The sequence below is a fragment of the Variovorax sp. dw_308 genome (assembly GCF_019207085.1).
GTDB lineage: Bacteria > Pseudomonadota > Gammaproteobacteria > Burkholderiales > Burkholderiaceae_C > Variovorax.
Window position 1 is genome coordinate 65,357 of record NZ_JAATOM010000025.1, and the last position, 18,854, is coordinate 84,210.

Annotated in this window: 21 protein-coding genes; 10 read left to right on the forward strand and 11 right to left on the reverse strand. The window is 62.6% G+C overall.

Annotated features, from left to right (window positions below; all coding sequences use genetic code 11):
* Positions 1-121 precede the first annotated feature (121 nt).
* Entirely contained in the window at positions 122-835 is a 714-nt protein-coding gene (locus HCU76_RS30665) for an MgtC/SapB family protein (protein ID WP_218511359.1), read from the forward strand.
* 163 nt (positions 836-998) lie between these two features.
* Positions 999-2,318, forward strand: a complete 1,320-nt coding sequence (locus tag HCU76_RS30670) for a LuxR C-terminal-related transcriptional regulator (RefSeq protein WP_218511360.1) — start codon at positions 999-1,001, stop codon at positions 2,316-2,318.
* A gap of 2 nt (positions 2,319-2,320) precedes the next feature.
* Here the strand turns inward: HCU76_RS30670 and HCU76_RS30675 are convergent, their stop codons facing one another.
* Positions 2,321-3,505: a LysR substrate-binding domain-containing protein gene (locus HCU76_RS30675; RefSeq protein WP_218511361.1), complete on the reverse strand. Its 1,185-nt coding sequence runs from the start codon at positions 3,503-3,505 to the stop codon at positions 2,321-2,323.
* Here HCU76_RS30675 and HCU76_RS30680 point away from each other — a divergent pair.
* Together HCU76_RS30680 and HCU76_RS30685 are read left to right on the forward strand one after the other, a co-directional pair.
* Positions 3,504-4,574 carry a TRAP transporter substrate-binding protein gene (locus HCU76_RS30680; RefSeq protein ID WP_218511362.1) on the forward strand — a complete coding sequence of 357 codons (1,071 nt, stop codon included), beginning with the start codon at positions 3,504-3,506 and terminating at the stop codon, positions 4,572-4,574. The genes HCU76_RS30675 and HCU76_RS30680 overlap by 2 nt on opposite strands.
* Before the next feature lie 52 nt (positions 4,575-4,626).
* Positions 4,627-6,705, forward strand: a complete 2,079-nt coding sequence (locus HCU76_RS30685; RefSeq protein ID WP_256354590.1) for a sodium:proton antiporter — start codon at positions 4,627-4,629, stop codon at positions 6,703-6,705.
* Here the strand turns inward: HCU76_RS30685 and HCU76_RS30690 are convergent.
* The gene (locus HCU76_RS30690) at positions 6,702-7,067 is read right to left on the reverse strand and encodes a hypothetical protein (RefSeq protein WP_218511363.1); all 366 of its coding nucleotides are present in this window, start codon (positions 7,065-7,067) and stop codon (positions 6,702-6,704) included. The two genes, HCU76_RS30685 and HCU76_RS30690, sit on opposite strands and share 4 nt — an antisense overlap.
* On the opposite strand from HCU76_RS30690, the gene HCU76_RS30695 reads away from it, so the two are divergent.
* The gene (locus tag HCU76_RS30695) at positions 7,066-7,551 is read left to right on the forward strand and encodes a DUF488 family protein (protein WP_218511364.1); all 486 of its coding nucleotides are present in this window, start codon (positions 7,066-7,068) and stop codon (positions 7,549-7,551) included. The two genes, HCU76_RS30690 and HCU76_RS30695, sit on opposite strands and share 2 nt — an antisense overlap.
* Here HCU76_RS30695 and HCU76_RS30700 read toward each other — a convergent pair.
* Positions 7,508-8,344, reverse strand: coding sequence for a hypothetical protein (locus HCU76_RS30700; RefSeq protein ID WP_218511365.1), 837 nt, complete (start codon positions 8,342-8,344; stop codon positions 7,508-7,510). The genes HCU76_RS30695 and HCU76_RS30700 overlap by 44 nt on opposite strands.
* 262 nt (positions 8,345-8,606) lie before the next feature.
* On the opposite strand from HCU76_RS30700, the gene HCU76_RS30705 reads away from it, so the two are divergent.
* Positions 8,607-9,128 (forward strand): hypothetical protein, encoded by a 522-nt coding sequence (locus tag HCU76_RS30705; protein WP_218511366.1) that lies wholly within the window; start codon positions 8,607-8,609, stop codon positions 9,126-9,128.
* A gap of 1 nt (position 9,129) precedes the next feature.
* On the forward strand, positions 9,130-10,050 hold the full coding sequence (locus tag HCU76_RS30710; RefSeq protein ID WP_218511367.1) for a Kiwa anti-phage protein KwaB-like domain-containing protein: 921 nt from the start codon (positions 9,130-9,132) through the stop codon (positions 10,048-10,050).
* 167 nt (positions 10,051-10,217) lie between these two features.
* Here HCU76_RS30710 and HCU76_RS30715 read toward each other — a convergent pair whose 3' ends face one another.
* The 8 genes from HCU76_RS30715 to HCU76_RS30750 form a co-directional block, all read right to left on the reverse strand.
* Entirely contained in the window at positions 10,218-10,892 is a 675-nt protein-coding gene (locus HCU76_RS30715) for an NrsF family protein (protein ID WP_218511368.1), read from the reverse strand.
* The gene (locus HCU76_RS30720) at positions 10,889-11,497 is read right to left on the reverse strand and encodes a sigma-70 family RNA polymerase sigma factor (RefSeq protein WP_256354591.1); all 609 of its coding nucleotides are present in this window, start codon (positions 11,495-11,497) and stop codon (positions 10,889-10,891) included. The genes HCU76_RS30715 and HCU76_RS30720 overlap by 4 nt, the downstream gene beginning before the upstream one ends.
* A 1-nt stretch (position 11,498) precedes the next feature.
* Complete coding sequence (locus HCU76_RS30725; protein WP_218511369.1) at positions 11,499-12,020, reverse strand: DoxX family protein; 522 nt, start codon at positions 12,018-12,020, stop codon at positions 11,499-11,501.
* The gene (locus HCU76_RS30730; protein ID WP_218511370.1) at positions 12,017-12,853 is read right to left on the reverse strand and encodes a DNA-binding domain-containing protein; all 837 of its coding nucleotides are present in this window, start codon (positions 12,851-12,853) and stop codon (positions 12,017-12,019) included. Before HCU76_RS30730 ends, HCU76_RS30725 begins: the two co-directional genes overlap by 4 nt.
* 52 nt (positions 12,854-12,905) lie before the next feature.
* The gene (locus HCU76_RS30735) at positions 12,906-13,865 is read right to left on the reverse strand and encodes a DUF692 domain-containing protein (RefSeq protein WP_218511371.1); all 960 of its coding nucleotides are present in this window, start codon (positions 13,863-13,865) and stop codon (positions 12,906-12,908) included.
* 77 nt (positions 13,866-13,942) lie between these two features.
* Positions 13,943-14,278, reverse strand: a complete 336-nt coding sequence (locus HCU76_RS30740) for a DUF2282 domain-containing protein (RefSeq protein WP_218511372.1) — start codon at positions 14,276-14,278, stop codon at positions 13,943-13,945.
* A gap of 104 nt (positions 14,279-14,382) precedes the next feature.
* Positions 14,383-15,267, reverse strand: coding sequence for a formate dehydrogenase accessory sulfurtransferase FdhD (fdhD, locus tag HCU76_RS30745; protein WP_218511373.1), 885 nt, complete (start codon positions 15,265-15,267; stop codon positions 14,383-14,385).
* Between the two features lie 107 nt (positions 15,268-15,374).
* Positions 15,375-16,997 (reverse strand): AAA family ATPase, encoded by a 1,623-nt coding sequence (locus tag HCU76_RS30750; RefSeq protein ID WP_218511374.1) that lies wholly within the window; start codon positions 16,995-16,997, stop codon positions 15,375-15,377.
* 271 nt (positions 16,998-17,268) lie between these two features.
* Between HCU76_RS30750 and HCU76_RS37340 the strand changes: the two genes are divergently transcribed.
* From HCU76_RS37340 to HCU76_RS30765, 3 genes are all read left to right on the forward strand, one after another.
* Positions 17,269-17,532: a hypothetical protein gene (locus HCU76_RS37340; protein WP_371319932.1), complete on the forward strand. Its 264-nt coding sequence runs from the start codon at positions 17,269-17,271 to the stop codon at positions 17,530-17,532.
* Positions 17,533-17,760, forward strand: coding sequence for a hypothetical protein (locus tag HCU76_RS30760; protein WP_218511376.1), 228 nt, complete (start codon positions 17,533-17,535; stop codon positions 17,758-17,760).
* A 170-nt stretch (positions 17,761-17,930) separates the two neighbouring features.
* Positions 17,931-18,854, forward strand: a 924-nt coding sequence (locus HCU76_RS30765) for a molybdopterin-dependent oxidoreductase (RefSeq protein WP_218511377.1), incomplete at its 3' end; no start/stop codon positions are given.

The following is an 18,854-nucleotide window of genomic DNA, read 5'->3' on the forward strand; positions in this document are numbered from 1 at the left end:
GTGCCGATGGTGCCTAGAATGACATTCGGCTTCGCCCCTGCGCGGCCTCGCCCCGGATGCGCCTCGTTGCGCGCCACCCGCACGAAGATTCAATCGAGGGCTTCGTATGCCTCCATTCAACTTGAGCACCGCTTGGCACGGCGCCGGCCTCTGGATGGTGGCGAACATGGCCCTGGCAATGGTGTTCGGCTGGATCGTCGGGTACGAACGCTACTTCAGCGGGCGTGCCGCCGGCAGCCAGGTCTATTGCCTGGTGTGCACGACGTCCTGTGCGGTGACCTTGCTGGCGGGCTTCCCATCACTCTGGTATTGGGGCACCGTGCATGTCACCGAAGGGGATCCCACCCGCGTGATCGGCGCCATCCTGACCGGCATCGGCTTCCTGGGCGCCGGCCTGATCGTGAAGAGCGGGCTCAACGTCCGCGGATTGACCACCGCGGCGTCCATCTGGGGTTCATCGGCGATCGGCATCCTGGTCGGCGTCGGCTTCTACGTGCCTGCCGCGGGATTGACGGCGCTCTTCGTGTTCTGTGTCTCGATCCTGCCAAGGTTCGAGCGATTGCTGCCCGCACATGGCGCACTCGCGGGCAGTCTTCGCTTTCACGAAGGCTACCGGCCACGGGCAGACGAGATCCATCAATTCCTGGAAGCGCGCGGCCTGCGTATTCCAGCCGACAGCCTCTCCATCGACTTCGACGGCAAGCGCTACGAACTCCAGTGCATCATCTTCGCCAACGCGGTGGTGCAGAGTGGCGCGATGAACACGATCGTGGAAGAACTCTCGACACTGACGGGTCTCGAAGCGTTCACGCTGTCGCAGTCAAGGCGCGCCTGAACCGGGCAACAGACGCCGACGAACGCCAGTTCACCCAATCTCCACGCAACCCACACCGAATCCTCACGACGGACGCCGGGGAGGTGCATACGCTGGGCGAGTCGAAGCGCAATCAACGCGAGCGCAACGATCTGCGCGCCCACCATCCATCGAGGACTTCTCCGTGCTTGAAGCCGGCTCTGCAATCATGTCCGCCGTGACCCGCGAAGCACCGGTCTCGCCCGAGGCCCCGGCCGACGGCGTCGCTCTGCTGGCCGATTCGCGGCGCACGGGGCCGCAACCGGGATGGCGCGAATCCGGGACGCGGCTCGTCCTCGGGGGGCGCAGACGCGGCCCGGTGCATCGCGCCGATGAGACCACCAGTGACAGAGACACAGTCGTCGCCATCGACGCCCTGACGCTCGACGCGGCATCGGAAATCGAGCACCTTCGGTTCAGGGTTGCAGAACGCCTGCTTCTGGAGGCCATTCGAATCTCCGATGAGCGCTTTGGCACGGATGCCGCGCCGTCCGCCTGCGCCACCGCACTCACAGCCCGGATGTACTACGAACTCGGAGACGTCAGCCAGGCAGACAGCCTGCTACGCAACCGGATCGATCACCTCGTCGGTCACGGCACCACAGACACCGCCATTGCCACCTACCTGACTGCATCGAGGATCGCAGTCGCCAGGCACCAGATCTCGCTCTGCACGCTCCTCCTGCGCGAAGCCATCGAAGCCGGCGCGCAACGCGATTGGCATCGCCTGGTCGCAACGTGCCTGGGCGAAATGGTCCGTGTCCTGTTGAGCACCAACCATCTGGATGAAGCGGTCGAGTGGGCCTGCCGGCTGGAGCGACTTGCTCCGGACCCAGCCACGCCAGCCAACGTCGACCACGCCATGGACAGGCTCCGGCAGGTCGCTCGCAGCCGCATCGACCTGGCGACTGAGCGCGTCCCGGATGCCATCCATCGGCTCGAGGCCTTGCTGGCGATCACGAGCGTGGACGACGCCCCCTTCGCTCATGTCGAGCTCAGCCTGGTCTATGTCGGCGGGCTTCTGCGCATCGGCGACGTGGGGCGTGCCACGGACACCCTCCTCACATCGCTGGAACTTGGAGCGAACGCAGGACTGGTCAGGGTCTTCCTCGACGCCGAGCAGAGCGTCAGGAATTTCGTCCATGAGCTGCCTGCCACCGAACACTGCGCCGACGCCAACCGCCTGCATCGTCTTCGGCCATTCCTGCGCAGCCTGGGGATATCCGGGGCCGACAACAGCACGGGGTGTGCGGTTCGCTCGTTGCCGCGCACGGAAACGCTGTCTCCTCAAGAGATCCGCGTACTGCGCCTGATGAGTCGCGGTCTTTCGAACAAGCATGTCGCACGGGAACTCGGAATCGCCCCCGAGACGGTCAAGACGCATGCCAAGCACTTCATGCAGAAACTGGCGGCCCAGACCCGCGCGGAGGCGGTGTCGCGGGCGATCAGCCTGCGCCTGTTGTGAGGTCAGCGTCTCGCCTTGGACCGTGCCGCCCTCGATGGCTTCCACCGGACAGCGTCGAACCGGGCGTTCTCGACGAAGTCCTTCAGCGTCTCGCGCACGAGATCCAGCACGACCGCGGCGCGCGCCGAAATCGGTACCTCCGTGTTGGTCGCCAGGCACACCGTGCGGGTCAGGCGCGGCGCGACGATGCGCGACGCATGCAGGTTCGAAGGCAAGCCTCGCCCGACGATCGTTCCGGGAAGAATCGTTGCGCTCAGGCCCGCCTGCGCGAGTTGAAGCATGCTGTAGGGTGACGAAATCTCCGCGACGACCTTTGGAACGAAGCCGCGCTGTCCGCAGGCCTTGTCGAGCAGGAGGCGCATGCTGTTCGGCCGCGCGGGCAGGACCAGGGAGAGGTCCCGCAGTTTCGCGATCGGCGTTTCGTCCGTGTCCTTGTCCGTGCTGACGACAAAGAGGTCTTCGTCCATCACGGCTTCGTGGCGCATGCCGGTCGTGAGCACATCGTCGAACAGGACCGCGATGTCGAGCCGCCCCGACTTCAACTGCGTTCCGAGATCGGCGCTCGTGATTTCCAGCAGGCCCAGCTCGATCTTCGGGTAACGCTCCATCAACGCGCGCATCAGCGGAACCGACAGGATGGCGCCCGCGCTGGCTGGCAGTCCAACCGTCACCAGCCCCTCCGGGGCGGCGGCCATGTCGTGCCCGATCGACTGGACCGACTGGAACATCTGCAGCAGCAGGCGTCCCTTTCGCACCAGTTCGATTCCCACGGCTGTAGGCGCAACCCCTTTGGAGCTACGGCTGAGCAATTCGCTGTCCATGGACTCCTCAAGCTGCTTCATCTGCGCGCTCAACGCCGGCTGGGCGATGTGCAGCGCGGACGCTGCGCGCGCGATGCTTCCAGCCTCGACCACGGCGATGAAGTTTCGGATGCGTCGAATATCCATCTCGTCACCTTCTTTGACGGCTATCGCCCATATCGATAGCGCGAACGGAATATGCGATTGTTCCAGAGATAGTCTGCTTCGTAGCGTTCGGCGAAACAACGGCGCGCAGTTGCGCCCGACTCTGGCGTCCACGCCGCCGCCGAGTTCGGGATTCCCAAGCAGGAGCAACCTCGAATGCCGTTGATCGCCGAGCCAACGAAAGGCCACAATGCACAACGGCAGCCAAGGAGCCACACGCATGCGTATTTCTTTGCCCGCTTCCCGTCGACGTGCCCTTGCCTCCATCACAGGGCTGGCAGCCGTACTCGGCGCGCCACGTGTCTCGGCGCAGCCTCGCGACGTCACTTGGCGCATGGGGTCGTCCTGGCCCACCAACCTGCCGATCCTGAGCGAAGCGGCAAGCGACTTTGCAGACTCCGTCGGCAAAGCGTCCGGCGGCCGATTGCAGATCCAGGTTGTCGATCCATCGCAGCACGGAATCCCCGGCGGACTGCTCCAGGCAGTCAAGGAAGGCAAGTTCGATCTCGCCCACACGACGGCGCACTACTACGCCAAGGAAGTGCCCGCGATCGACTTCTTCACGACGATTCCCTTCGGCCTCACGGCGGATGAGAACCACGCCTGGCTCAACTTTGGCGGCGGGCAGCAACTCTTCGAGTCCGTCCTTGCGCCGCACGGGATCTTGCCGCTCACGGCGGGCAACACCTCCGTCCAGTTCGGAGGTTGGTTCCAGAAGGAGATTCGTTCCCCGGCGGACCTGAAAGGCGTGCGAATGCGAATCTCGGGCTTTCCAGGCCAGGTCATTGGCCGCCTGGGCGCCGTGCCCGTGGAACTGCCGATCGGCAAGATCGCGCAGGCGTTCGAAGACAAGCAGATCGACGCGGCGGAGGCTGTGGTTCCTGCCCTTGACGCGCTCATCCCCTTCGAGAAACACGCACCGTTGCAGTACGGCCCGTGGCATGAGCCGGACGCCGCCCTGCACCTGTTCGTCGACAGCGCGAAGTTCGCGGCGTTGCCTGCGGACCTGCAACAACTTGTGAGACAGGTCGCCCAGGCAGCCGCACTTCGCAGCATCGCACGCGGGCTGCACCAGAATGCGCCGGCCCTGCGCGCCATGGAGGCCCGCGGTGCCATCGCGAGGCCATGGCCTCCCAGTGTTCTCGCCGCGTTGCACCAGGCCACAGCCGACGAGATCGCCTCGGTCTCCGACCCTGACGCCCGACGCGTCGCAGCCAGCCTGCTGGCCTACAAGGCCCGCGTCGCCAGGTACAGCGTCGACACGATCGGGGCCGTCCTCGCAACGCGCTAGCCATGAAGGGATTCATTGCCCTCGCCCCCCTGACGCCTGGAGGTGATCGCCAATGATGATGATGTTGAGCGAAGGTCTTCCGCTTGCGTGCTGCGTCCTGGCATGCGTGGCGTTCATCCAGATGCTCTCATCGCGCACGGGCGTCCCCGAGGCGACCTTGCTTTGCATCGTCGGCATCTCGGTCGGCGCCAGCTACGTCGTGATGGACGCGGTGGCTCCGTCCTCGGGGGGCCGTTTCTTCGCGCCGCTCATCGACCCGAACGTCCCTGCGGATGCCTATCTCTGGTTCTTCCTGCCGCCCCTGTTGTTCCAGGTGGCGCTCTCGGTCGATGTCCGGGGCCTCCTGCGCGACATCACGCCCATCCTGCTGCTGGCGGTGGTGGCGGTCGTCGTTGCAACGGGCGCCATCGGATTGGCGGTCGCCGCCGTTGCGCCACAAGGACTCGTGGTGTGCCTGCTGCTCGGCGCGATCGTGGCGACGACCGATCCATCCGCAGTCGTCGGGATATTTCGCGACATCGGCGCACCCGGCCGGCTGATAGGCCTCGTCGAGGGTGAGAGCTTGCTGAACGACGCCGCGGCCATCGCGCTGGCGGGCGTACTGACCGCCGCGCTGACGAGTGCGGCCGGCGCGCCCGTCGATTGGCTCGGCGGCCTCGGCACGTTCGCCCATTCGTTCCTGGGCGGTGCCATCGTCGGCCTCCTCGCAGGTCGCGTCCTGGCTGCGGCGTTGTTCCTGATGAACAACATCGCACCCGCGGAAACCGCCCTGACCATGGCGCTGCCGCACGCCCTGTACCTGTTCGCCGACCGCATCCTCGATGTCTCGGGCGTCGTGGCTGTCGTCTGCGCCGCGCTGGTCGTCAACGCGCTGGGCCGCACGCGAATTTCGCCCAGGAGCTGGAGCCATGTGACGATCGTGTGGGAGCAGATCGCGGCCGTCGCCGGCGCATCGGTCTTCCTGCTGTCCGCGGCCAGGGTCCCTCGACTTCTGGGCGCGATCAACTACATGTTCTTCGTCTACCTGCTGGTGGCCGTCGTCGCCGCGCTTCTTGCACGGCTTGCGGTCCTGTTCGTGCTGCTGCCTGCACTGGGTCGCTTCCGGCTTGGCGAGCCCATCTCGCGAAGCTATCGGCTTGCGATCGCCTGGGGTGGCTTGCGCGGTGCCGTGACGCTGGTGCTGGCACTGGGCGTTTCCGAGAATCCGGCGCTGGGAGCCGAAGAACGCCAGTTCATTTCGATGATGGCGACCGGCTTCGTGCTCTGGAGCCTTCTGGTGAATGGCAGTTCATTGCGCTGGCTGGTGCGCCGCCTCGGGCTCGACCGCCTGTCTCCGCAAGACCAGGCCCTGCAGCGGCAAGCGACCATGCTTTCGTCGGCAGAGGTGGCGGACGCCGTGAAGCACTTTGCGGCAGGCTTCGGCCTGGCAAGCGGCAACGTGGACGACGTGACGGCGGAGTATCGCCACGCGATCTCCGATGTGGACTTGCAACCCGGCGCCGAGCCTTCGGAAGACCAGCGGATCGCCGCCGGTTTCGTCACGCTGGCCACCAGGGAGCGCGACCTCATTCCCGAGTACGGCGATGGCGTCATCAGCGTGAGCAACCTGGACGCCATGATGCGCAATACCGGCCACATGATCGATGCCGCGCGCATCGAGGGGCGCGTGGGCTACAGCCGCGAGGCCCGGCGCATCCTCGAGCCGCAGCGCAGCCTCCGTGTGGCCTCCTGGCTGGCCCGTCACCTGCATGTCCGGCGGCCCTTGGCAGCGGCGCTGGCCGATCGATTCGAGCTCCTGATCTGTCGACGCGCGGTGTTGGAGCGGCTCAAGCACTACAGCCAACGCAGGTTGCTGCCGCTCCTGGGAGAGCCGGTCGCACAAGTCCTTGGCTCGACCCTGGCGGCACGCAGCAAATCCGTGGAAGAGGCGATCCAGTCGCTTCGGCTGGAATTCCCGGAATTCGCATCGAAGCTGGAGCGACGGCTACTCATCCTGTTTGCGTTTCGACAGGGCCGGGCGTCGATGGAAACGATGGTCGCGGAACGGATGATCTCGAAGGAGCTGTACGGCTGGGTGTGCCTGCATCTCGACCATGCCTGGGATGCCGGGCTGCAAAGACCGCGGCTCTAGCCCGGAAATTTCATCAGTAGAGGGTCGGCAGCCTCGTCCCGGAGCGCGTGGACATTGGTACCTGACGCCAATTTCAACCGAGGACTGCCGATGCCAAAGTGGTACCGATGGGGCGATCGATCGATTTGGGACGGCTTGGCCGGCCTGGCGTTGGCGACTTTGAGCGTGTACTCGTCGCGCTCAAAGAAGTCACGCACCTCTTCGTAGGTCGCCTGGCTTTCCGCCGCAATGTGCCCGTCCGCGCGTGCTTGCGCATCTGAGATTCCCACATCTTCGATCTGGCGGGTGAGGGCATGCTTTGCGCAGCTCGCCCGGTGTGGCGGCTTCTGCGTTGCGAGCCGGCCCGGTAAACTCGTGTGCATGGGTTCGGCGCATCATCTTTTCACCTTCGGATACGAAGGTTTAGACATTTCCGCTTTCATTGCGCGGGCTCAGGCCGCGGGCATTAAAACGGTTGTCGACGTACGAGAGTTGCCCCTGTCTCGGAAAAAGGGCTTCTCAAAGTCGAGCTTTCGTGAGGCGCTTGCAGAGGCAGGCATTGCGTACGCTCATATCCCGGCACTGGGTTGCCCCAAGGCGGTCCGCGCACGGTACAAGGCGGACGGCTCTTGGGCCGCGTACACGCGGGGTTTTCTTGCCTACATGGCGACACAACAGACCACGATAGGCGAACTGGTGAAGATCGCCAATGCGACCACGGCTTGCTTGGTCTGCTTCGAAGCGGACTTCACCACGTGTCACCGCACGTACGTGGCGCGGGCCGCTCGCGAGCACGGTGGCCCATCTGTCATGCACCTGACCTCTAGAACAGCTTTTCCTGATGTTGGCCGTCAGGTTGCGGCTTAGGTGGACAGATCACACTGACGGCGAGCCACTGATCGGGGAATCGGTGAATCGTGCCGAGCAGCAGCAGTAGGTCCCGCGTCGGTAGTTCGCGTTCATATTTTTCGCGAAAAGGCGCCTCCCAACCGGCGGCGCCGAACGTACGTCGCAGGTTCCGGAAGAGCGCGCCGGCTTCCCAGTCGACGATCTTGTGTCGATAAGGGACGGCCTGCCCATCGACCATGCATTCGTATCGGTAGTGGAAGTCGAAGGGCAGTTTCTCCAACAGCCGAATTTGCTTGCTCTCATCGTCATCGTCGAAGAGGCCGCCTTGCTGCTGCAGTTGAAGAAGCTTCTGCTTCTCGGCATCGGTCCAGTCGGCATTCTTCGTCGGCGTGATGTCGAGGCCGATGATGCGTGATGGCCGAAGCAAGGCGAGTGACGTGCCGTCAGCCACTCTGGCACCCTGGATGGCGGCGAAGTCGTCGAATACAGGAAGTTGGGACAGCAGTTGCATGCGTCGCGGCCAGCCTTCCTTCCCCGCTTTGAGAGGCTCGGCGTCGCACCGGATCGTGTCGACGAACAAACGATGGCTCTCGGGGCGATGGTCATTGTTCGCCTTCTCAACGCGCGCTTCAATCCACTGCCACTTGCGGAACTGCTGATTGTCCGAAACCAGTCGGAACGGCACCGGATAAAGCCGGACGAACTTGCCGTCCTCCGTCATCCCTGCAACACACGATGTCTCTGCGTACTTCGAACTGGGCGACGGGTAGGTCTTGCACAGGATAAGAATGCGTTGGAGGATGACCGGCATCGAATGCACTCGCTGTTCGTTGGGAGGTCCGGCCGCCGACCGGCTTCCGACGTTGTTAGTCCACCTAAATGCTCTCGGACGAGCGTCGAGGATGCCCCATCATTGGCCCCGCTTGAGAGAGCGATTTCTCCACTACCACTACGCACCATAGCAAGTTACCATGTGTAAGTGCCTCTGCCCCTTATTGTGAGGCAATATGCAAATAAATTTTTTTGCAGCAATTCTACTTTTTCTTGGCTCCTATTTTCCCTTGTCGTTGATCTTGGCCGTCCAAGATGTAAAGGCCAATTCCTGGACCCAGCCCTTCTGTAAATCTTTGTCCTTTTGGAAAGACTGTTCTTTACCTGCGCTTGATAACCCTGGGTTGGCCTGGTCTTTCTTGATCGCTACAGCGCTCAGTTTGGTGTTCTTTCTCTATACCCTACGACACTTTGGCGGTCAGCACGAGATGGAAATCGAAGAGAGCAAGACCATCCCGAATGACCTGATTAACTACGTTTTTCCATATGTCGTGTCGTTCATGGGATTAGACCTTGGAAGCACCGGAAAAACACTAGGATTTGCGCTGTTCTTGGCTTGGATGTTCCTGATCAGCTATCGATCTGGGCAAATTTTGATGAACCCCCTTTTGCTTGTTGCTGGATGGCAACTTTATGAGATAAAGGCGGATATGGAAGGGCATAAACGTCAATTGCGGGCTTTGTCTAGAGAGCCAGTTCATCCCAAGCAACGCCTTAGATCCTGTTTCATTCAGGGTATTTACGTTCTATCGAAGCCAAAATAAAATGTCAAAAGAAGATACCCTTGCGCTTGTCAAAAATTTCCCTGTCGCCCAAGCGTCTTTATCACTTTGGGTGTTCAAGCGTAGGACGATAGGTGGCTTCAGCGCCCGATCAGTCAACACCACGCCTCAACTGACAGCGCAGTTAAGGCAAATCGTCACGGCTTCCGTCGCGAGATTCGAAGAGGTTGATGAGTACGAATTGTTGGCGCAAGTCAATGAAATAAGCTGTCTGCATCTACAAGAAGACGAAACAGTGTTCGGCGATCTTCAGGCGTTAGTCGACCTGCCTCCAGAAGAGAATTTGATTAGAAATATTCGCCACATTGACAACAGCATCGGTTACATCGTTCGCTTGCGGATGGATGGACAGGTCATCTACTGTGTGAAAAAGGTCTCTGATGTATGGAGAGCAAAAAAAGCTAGCAGTTTCTTCAATGTGGTCGTTACGGGTGCGAATGAGCTTGATCTTGTTGATGATCGAGCACTAACAATTGCGAAGAACTTCGATTTCTTCGTGACCGGAGGCGGTATTTTGATCGCAAACAAAGCCTCTTTTGAAACCCTGCTTAGTTTCAAGCATACATATCAGAATTCGTTCGATGCTTTGCAGAAAAATGCACAATTCTCCGGCCTATTCGTAGATGTTGCACCGCTAGTCGCACACGTGGGGACCAATGCGATGCATCTGCGGCGTATGGCGGTCATTGAACAGCGAAGACATTACGCTGACGCCGCATACATAGGCCGTCTTCGCGCGGTCAACGCTCAAAAAAATTGGGGAATCGAATTCGACGCTCAAGGTCGGATAATCGCGACAGATGCGAGCTTAAAAACGATCATGCAAGTACTGCTCAATCATCGGCTCTACTCGGAACTTTCGCTCGGCACGTTTGATGTTCCATCGGCCGCACAAGTAGCGTAATGCAAGTTCGGTTGACCAACTGAACGACTGCTGCCATTCAGAGAACAAGGCGGTCTGCCGCTGGCGTTATTCGATCCTATCTGGTGCGAGCGGCCATCATCTTGACGAACTCAGGCGATCTAGCCAGATTGCCCGGCCCATTTCGCGAGCAATTCCCAACTGTTCCGTCACGATCTGTCAGTCGTTCGGAGATGCCGCCGCCGCTGCCGCGACGCGCGCCGATTGATGAGCAGGGCCACCCCGGTGACGATCGCCGCCGTCGCGAGATTCCATCCAAGGACCATCACCGTTGCGTCGAGCGGATGGAACATCGCCAAGGCCGTGCACGTCAAGGCCGACACGGCCAGGCTGCCCATGATGATCACCGGCACGGGTCGAAATGCGGCTGCGTATCGCAGCATGAACAGCATGGCGACCGCCAGCGGAAGACTCGTGACGAGCAGCGTGGATGCGCAACCGGCGGCGGCCTCAGGCGTGACCGCACCCGGTGGCAAGCCCACCCAGCCGGCCAGGCACTGGTAGCCGATGCTCGACAGCCAGACGACGAGCGGCGGCAGAGGCAAAAGAAGCCAACGTTGCGACCTGTCGGGAAGACTGACAAGGAAAGCTGCAAACGCCGCGAGCACCCCGGTCGCGAGCGACGCCAGCATTCCGATGAGGAAGGTGGTGTCGCTCATCCGCTCGGCAAAGGCAGGACGCAGGCCCTTGCCGAAATACAACCCGACCATGATCGCGCCCGCAATCAGCAGCCACCCGCTTGCACGGATGGCCGGTGGCCTGAGTCGCCGCACCGGCCGGATATCCGCTGCGAGCGACTGGATGAGATCGGACGTATGGATCACAGGTCACCCCGATCGCTCAGCATGCGCCGAAGGCTCTTGATCGCTCGATGGGTGGCGACCTTCAGTGATGCGATGGACATCCCCGTTTCCTCCGACGCTTCCTTCAGCGACTTCTCCTCGATCTTGAGCAGCCTGATCGCCTGCCGCTGGCCGGGCGGCAAGCCTTCGATGGCACCGCGCAGTCGAACTCTGGCCGGGATCGCATCCAGGGGGTCGTCCGCATCCGGTACAGCGTCGTGTTCATCCGATAACTCTACCTCGTGGCCTTGCCGTTGGATCTTCCTGCGCAAGCTGTCGAACACGCGCCGCTTCGCAATGGCCAGCAGCCACGGACCGAATGGACGTGAAGGGTCGTAGGTGTTGCGTACCGAATGCACGGTCAGCAAGACGTCCTGAACCGTGTCCTCGATGTCCCTCGCATCCTGGTGATAGGCGGCCACGCGCCGGCGAAGGTACGGTGTGATCTCCTGGAGCAGCCGGAGATACGCGGCGGCGTCGCCGTTCTGCGACCGCGCCATGAGTTCCGTCCAGGCGACGTCTTCCAGGACGCCCTTGGCACCAAGCCTCGGGTCATCATCCGGAAATTCAACCTTCAGGTTGAGCAAACTAGACGCCCTTGTGCGCCGTGCTTCGGGCGCGCATCAGACCATCCCACAGGAGAGCATCGACCGAAAGCCTGCCTGGACCCAGGGCCATGACGGAGAGCGCCAGCGCTGCCCAGTAGAGGTGGAATTTCACCCATCCATCCGGGAACACCAACTGGATCACCGCCGTCATGCATAGGAGTGCGAAGCCTGAAAGACGCGTTGCCAGGCCCAGCAACAGCAGGCACGGAAAAACGATCTCCGCCGAAGCCACCAGATAGGCAACCTGATCGGGAAAAGGAAAGGGCCAGGCATTGCCCAGCACATGCAGCCGGAACTGCTCTTCGAACAGGAAGGTCGTGCCGGCCGACAGCGAGAACGGCGCATCCCAACGCGTCAGCCCCGATCTGAGGAACGGGAGCGCCAGCGCGACTCGCACGACCGGCGGCGCCACGGCGCATCCGAGCATCCTCAGGAAATCAACAACCCTTTGCGCCAGGGAAGGCGCTCCCGCAAGACCGAAATTGCCAGTGGCTTCACTCATCGCGTCGTCTCCAATCGATCTGCATCATCGGGAAGCGGATCGTCGCGGGCGATGGAGAAGTCCACCAATGCCTGCGTCTCCATCAGCCCCACCAAAGCGGTCGTCAAATCGAATCGCCCCTCGACGCCGATGGCCAGTTCCACAGCCTCCGCGACCGTCCCGCCCGAGGCGAGTCCTTCGATGAAGATCGCGGCACCTCGCGGCAGCAGCCGGGCTTCGACTTCGGCTTGCGGCCTCAGGATCAAGGTGTCTTCTGCGCCGGATTCGATGTCTACCGCGGAAGGCGTGTCGCCCTCCGTGTTCATGCGCCAGATCGAGAAGGCTGGAAACCGCGACCTGACGACGCGCAGCGAAGGGTGCAAGGTGAAGCGCAACTGAGACAACTGCTCCGGACCGATGCCCGCCAGGCGCTGCAAGTCCATCGGCGCTGCTTCGACGGCATGGTAGGCCTCGACCCAGGCGCGCTCGATGCTCGCCACATCGCGCAGGTAAGGCAGCGTCGCAACCGATTCGAACCCGCCGATGAAATCGGGAAAGCCTGCGCCGTATTCGGACATCACGGGTGTCTTCGGCGGCTCGAGCACCGCATGGACCCTTGCCATGGCCGCGAAGAAATCGCCGCCAACCAACCGGGCAACGACCGGGTAGGCATCCTTGAGCGCTTCCACCAGTCCGACGAACACGTTGTTCCGGTAGACATTGAACCTGGCGGTCGCCGCCGGCTGTCCATGTGCCATCAGGCCGCGGGGCATCGGCTCGCTGGTGTGCAGGAGCGCCTTGCCGAAATTGCGTTGGCGCTGCTCCAGGTCATGCCAGTTGCCGATGCTCGTCAAAGGGCCGCGGGGACGTGCCCAGTTCACTTCAACAGGGTTCGGCGCGTGCGCGCTATCCATACGCTTGCCTCCGACCCGCCGGTTGCGCCATCGCTTCGATGGACGCGTTCGTGCGGCTGGGGAAGACCGCGGCGCCGGTCATGGCGCTGGCGACCACGCCAGCGTCGCGCGGCGAGGCGTACAACTTCATCAGGCTTTCCGCCAGCGCTGCCTGCGAGCGCAGGGTTTGCCAGTCGGGGAGCTTGGCGTCCCATTCGATCAACGTCGGCACGCGGCCGATCTGCCGCAGAACGTGGACATACAGCTGCCATACGTCGTCGGCAACGAAGCGATCGTGCGAGTCGATGAGAAGTCGTCGTCCAGACTCCTCTTCCAAGTTGCTCGAGTGACCCGCCAGGTGAACCTGCCCGACGCGATCCAGCGGGCATTCCTCGATGTACGCATACGGGTTCCATCCCTGGTTCACGGAGGACACGTACACGTTGTTGACATCCAGAAGCAGGCCGCAGCCGGCGCGTCGCACGACCTCGCAGAGGAACTGCGGCTCGGAGTACGTGCTCTCTGCGAACGACAGGTAAGTCGAAGGATTCTCGAGCAGGATGCTGCGTCTCAAGGCTTCCTGCACCTGGTCGAGATGGTCCACGACACAGGCGAGACTCGCCGCGGTGTAAGGCAACGGCAGCAGGTCATTCAGGAACCCCGCTTCATGCGTCGACCAGGCGAGGTGCTCCGAGAACAGGGCCGGCGCGTATCGATCGATGAGAAGCCTCAGTCGCGCGAGGTGCGCCTTGTCGAGTGCACGTCCGCCACCGATGGACAGGCCCACGCCATGCACGGAGAGTGGGTAGCGCTCCCTGATGGCGGACAGGTAGCGGTGCGGCGGACCGCCCGCGCCCATGTAGTTCTCCGCGTGGACTTCGAAGAAGCCTACGTCAGGCCATTCTTCAAGAATCGACCTGTAATGCGCCGGCTTCAGACCGGCGCCCGCCCGCGCCTCGGCACCGGGCCGCATGGAGGCAATGCTGAGATCTGGCATTCGAGTCTCCAGGCTGAGAAGCGCCGGGCCGCAAGCAGCCCGGCCTCTGCGCGTTACGTCGTCTTCGGCGACAGGCTGCCGGGGCCGTTCGGCGTGGACACCGACGTGCAGGTGCCCTTTGGAACCAGCCTGAAGGCGTTGCCCTGGTAGTCGGTGGAACTCGTGCCGGCGCAGGTGGTACCGGCGCCCGCATAGCAGTCGTTCTTGCCCTTGAGGGCCGTCCCGAAGCAGGGCTCGACCTTGCCGGACTTCACCAGGGTGGTGTGTTCCGCCTGGATCTTCTTCTGCGCAGCCGTGAACTCCTGGGCACTTGCGTGACCCGCGGAAAGCACACCCAGTGCTGCAACAAACGCACTCGCGACCACGGTGGAAAGCTGACGGTCAGACATAACGGGTTCTCCGAAAATGAATGGACTTGAGACCGGAACAGGTCACAAGGCTGGCAGGCCGGCACGGCACGCCTACTGAGAAGTTCCGTGAATCCGAAAAAAGGTTACGCCCCGACCGCCCTCTCCTCACAAAACTGCTCCGAAGGTGCGACCGACTGATTCACGCCGAATCGCTCGGGAAAGGAATAGCAGACGAAGCGGTCGGAACGCGCGAATCCCGCCAACCCCAATCCGCCCTCCAGCGCGTGTGAGACAGCCAGGGACGTTGGCGCCGAAACCGCGACGAGTGCGTCGACGCCGGCGACGAGTGCCTTCTGCACCATCTCGAAACTCGCACGGCTTGTGATCGCGATGAAGCCATCGGCCACTGGCGTGCCGGCGGACAGCAGCGCGCCGATCAGCTTGTCCAATGCGTTGTGCCGGCCCACGTCTTCGCGGACCAGATGCGCCATGCCTGTGGCGTCGCACCACGCCGCGGCATGCGACGCGCCAGTCAACTGCTGGATGTCCTGCTGGCTGCGAAGCGATTCGAGGGAGCGACCAACTGCCTCGGGCGCGAGACGCAACAGGCCCAAGGGCTTCGGAGTCTGGCGATACAGATGTTGAAGGCTCTCGCTGCCGCAGAGCCCGCATCCTGTGCGCCCCATCATCGTTCGGCGCCGTCCCCGCAACCTGAACTCACAGGCACTGGATACTTCCAGACGGAGTTCGATGCCGCCGTGGCTGGCCACTGCCTCGACGCCGTACAACTCGCCTGCGTCCAGGAGCAGCCCCTCGGAGATGCCGAAGCCAAGGGCAAAGTCATCCAGGTCCGCAGGGGTCGCAAGCATCACTGCATGCGAAATCCCATTGAATACCAGTGCGACGGGCACTTCCTCGACGACGGAATCCGTGCACCCCTGGACCTCGCGCCGCCCATGCGGCCAGACGGTGACCTGGGCCGAGCCTCTGGCCTGATCAATGCACGTCGCTGCGAGGTCGAGATACATGATGACTTTCTCCGAAGTGCAGCGGCATCAAAGGACAGCCGGACAAGCCCACGTCTTGAGGTTCGTTCGCGGCAGCAAAAGGTTACCGACCTGCTGGCGCACACAGGTCATGCCCGACGGAGGCCCGGGGGGCTCGCCGACACGCGACTCCACTTCGCGCCGGCGATCGTCGGCAACGTGCTCTCGCGCGGAACGTCTCCTGCCGCCACACGCCTGCGCTCCGACAGCCTGAGCGGGCCTTGTCGGGACAGCAGCACCTCGCGATACACGCTCGCGAGGAATGCATACGGCCGAACGACCTTCTCGTCGCCTGTCGCTTCGCGCTCCGCGCGGCGAATGAACATGCCATACCGGGCCAGTTCTTCGCAGATGTCTTCGCACGACATGGCATCGATCCCTGCAACACGCGCTGCAAGAACGGCATCGAATTCGAGCCCGATCACGCTCCCGGCCTCCAGCACGTGTTGCTGCTCGGCGCTCAGGCACCGCAGCCGGCTCTCCAGGTGATGGGCAAGTGTGGGCGGCGGTTCCTTCAGGAGTTCAAATGCGCCCTGGGCGATCGACCAGCCAAGCGGCGTCCGTTGCGCAACGCCTTGGTCGACGAGGTGATCCAGGAGCGACAGCAACAGCAACGGATTGCCGCCGGACCACTCGATGGCTTGCTTGGCAAAGCGTTCGAAGTCCACCTGATCTTCCGATGAAACGAACTCCCCCACGGCTTCTACACGCAGTGCGCCCAAGGAGACGTCGGAACACAGCCTGCGCACACGCAACTGCTGGTGGACACGGACCAGCAACGGGACACTGCCTGACGCTTCCTCGGGTCGATAGGTGGCAAGGATCAGGAGCTTGGCGGCAGAAGTGCGCCTGGCAATCGAACTCAGGAAATCAACCGTCGCCCTGTCGGCCCGATGCACGTCCTCCAGGACCAGCACAAGACACTGGCTGGCCGACAAGGTATCCAGCAGCTGACACAGCGCCATCGCCGACGCGCCCTCGATCAATTTCGCGGAGGCCGTCCGCGTGCCGGCGTCGCCCGCTGCACGTCCAACCCCGGAACCAAAGAGCGACGCCTCCCATGCAGACAGCGCATCCCGCATCGACTCTGCGTCCATGCCGATGGAAAGCCGCGCCATCGCGTCCAGCACCGCTTGACATGGTCGCGTGTCCGAACAACCTTCCTCGCATGCGCCCCACGACCGCAGCAAGCCCTCGTCCGAGGCATGCCTGTCCAGGAAGAAGCTGACCAGCGCGGACTTGCCCATCCCTTCTGCGCCCGTGACGAAGACAAGTTGCGGCATGCCGAGTCGCGCCAGTCGCAGGGCATCTTCCAGTGCCTCAAGTTCCGCCCCTCGCCCAAGGAACAGACCCGCGGAGCCGCGTGGCGGGCGCATGGCCGTGCCACCCGAATCGCTCCCGGGCCGCGCGACGAAGCGATACCCTCTTCCCCGGTGCGTGTCTATGAATCTCGGCTTCTGCGCATCGTCCCCGAGCGCAGTCCGGATGGCGAGGACGTATCCCTTGAGGACTTCGGGCTGAACATCCGTGTCGGGCCAGATCGCGTTGAGCAACTCCTCATGCGTCACCAGCCGCCCGGCGTTCTCGACGAGATGCCGCAGGACGTCGAAAGCCCGGGGCGTCAGGCCGACAGGATGCGACTGGCCGCCGGCGTCCACCTTCCACAGGCAGTGGTTGACGAAGTCCAGCTTGAAGGGCGGGAAATGTCTCATGTCAGGACGACGAGTCGGACCTGCGCAGGAGCCACCTTGGCTTCAACGATTCAAGAAGCTTGCGCGGTCCGTCGAGTCGACTGTTCATGGCGAGCCATGGGTCAGCGCTCACCTTCCATGTCTTCCCGGTCGCCCTGATTGGCGCGCCGAGCCGCGAGTCACCCGCATCCAATGCCACGAGTCGCCGACGCGCGATCGTGACCAACCAAGGCTCGAACGGTCGCATCGGGTCATACGTTTTCCGGATGGCGTGAACGGTGCGCAGGACATCGTGGACGAACTCCTCGAGCTGATCGGCGCTGCTGCGTTCTTCGGCTGCAAGGCCTCGAAGGTAGGGCGCAATCTCTTCGAGCAAGTCTCGATATGCCGCACCGTCACCGGCCTGCGCACGGCTCATCAACGCTGCCCATTCGCGGCTGCGGCGCGGCCCTTCGCCGCCGGGATCTCTTCCATTCCAGCTCTCGGAGTCGGGATTCCTGGATTCAGTTGGAGAAGACAAATCGCAGACACCTTGTGCGTTTCAACAGATCGATGATTGGCAAAGATTACCGGCCGTTCACGGGTGCAGGCCAGTCCTTTATTTCTTTGGCAGGGCGTAACCTTTTCAGCGCGCCCGGCGAACAGTTCCAGAGAGCTGTCGTCGGTGCGCGCACCAGCAAGCCCTCAGATGGAGAAGCGCCTGTCGCGCTTCCCGAAAGAACTTGCCGTCAACGTCAAGGCCCTTCCTGTTCGCTGCAATCATACAAATCAGGCTATCGCATGAACAATACTGTTTCCATCTATTCGTATCGTCGTTCACGATATCTCCGAGCGACGTTCCGTGCCTCGAATCGCACCCATGGCAGATCGACGGGGTACCCCTGCGGCGCCATGGCTCGTGACGCGCAATTCAACTAGCGTCCACCACTGAACACCACTTTCAGCGAGGCCCCCATGGACACAGAGCGCCCCGAAGGCATCGAGAAGTACGACGGGCCCGCGGCCGGCTGGGGCGCCACGAAGGCGCTTGCGCAAACGCTGGCCCGACAGCGCGTTGTCGTGCAGGGCGTGAGGACGCTCCTGCGCGCCAACCAACCCGATGGCTTCGACTGCCCGGGCTGCGCGTGGCCGGATCCCCGGCACACGTCATCCTTCGAGTTCTGCGAGAACGGCGCCAAGGCCGTGACCTGGGAGTCGACCGCCAAGCGGGTCGGCCCAGAGTTCTTTGCCGCTCACAGCGTCGCGTCGCTTTGGACGAAGTCCGATCACTGGCTCGAAGGCCAGGGGCGCATCACGCATCCCCTTCGTTACAACCGCAACACAGACCACTTCGAGCCTGTCGATTGGCAAGAGGCCTTCGACGACATTGCCGGCGTCCTGAACACGCTCGAACCGGACAGCGTCGAGTTCTACACCTCGGGCCGGGCCTCGAATGAAGCAGCGTTTCTCTTCCAGCTCTTCGCGAGGAGCTTTGGGACGAACAACTTCCCCGACTGCTCGAACATGTGCCACGAGCCGACCTCGGTCGGGCTGCCGCGTTCGATCGGCGTGGGCAAGGGAACGGTCACGCTAGAAGACTTCGATCACGCGGATCTCATCCTCTCGCTGGGCCACAACCCGGGAACCAACCACCCGCGAATGCTGACCTCCTTGCGAGAGGCTTCGCGCCGTGGGGCAGCCATCATCGTCTTCAATCCGATCAAGGAGCGCGCGCTCGAGCGCTTCGAAGCACCGCAGTCGCCCATCGAGATGGTCACGCTCACGTCGACGAATATCGCGACGCAGTACCTCCAGGTGCGCATCGGCGGTGACGTAGCCGCGCTGAAAGGCGTCTGCAAGGCATTGCTCGAGCTGGACGCGCAAGCAAGGTCGGCAGGA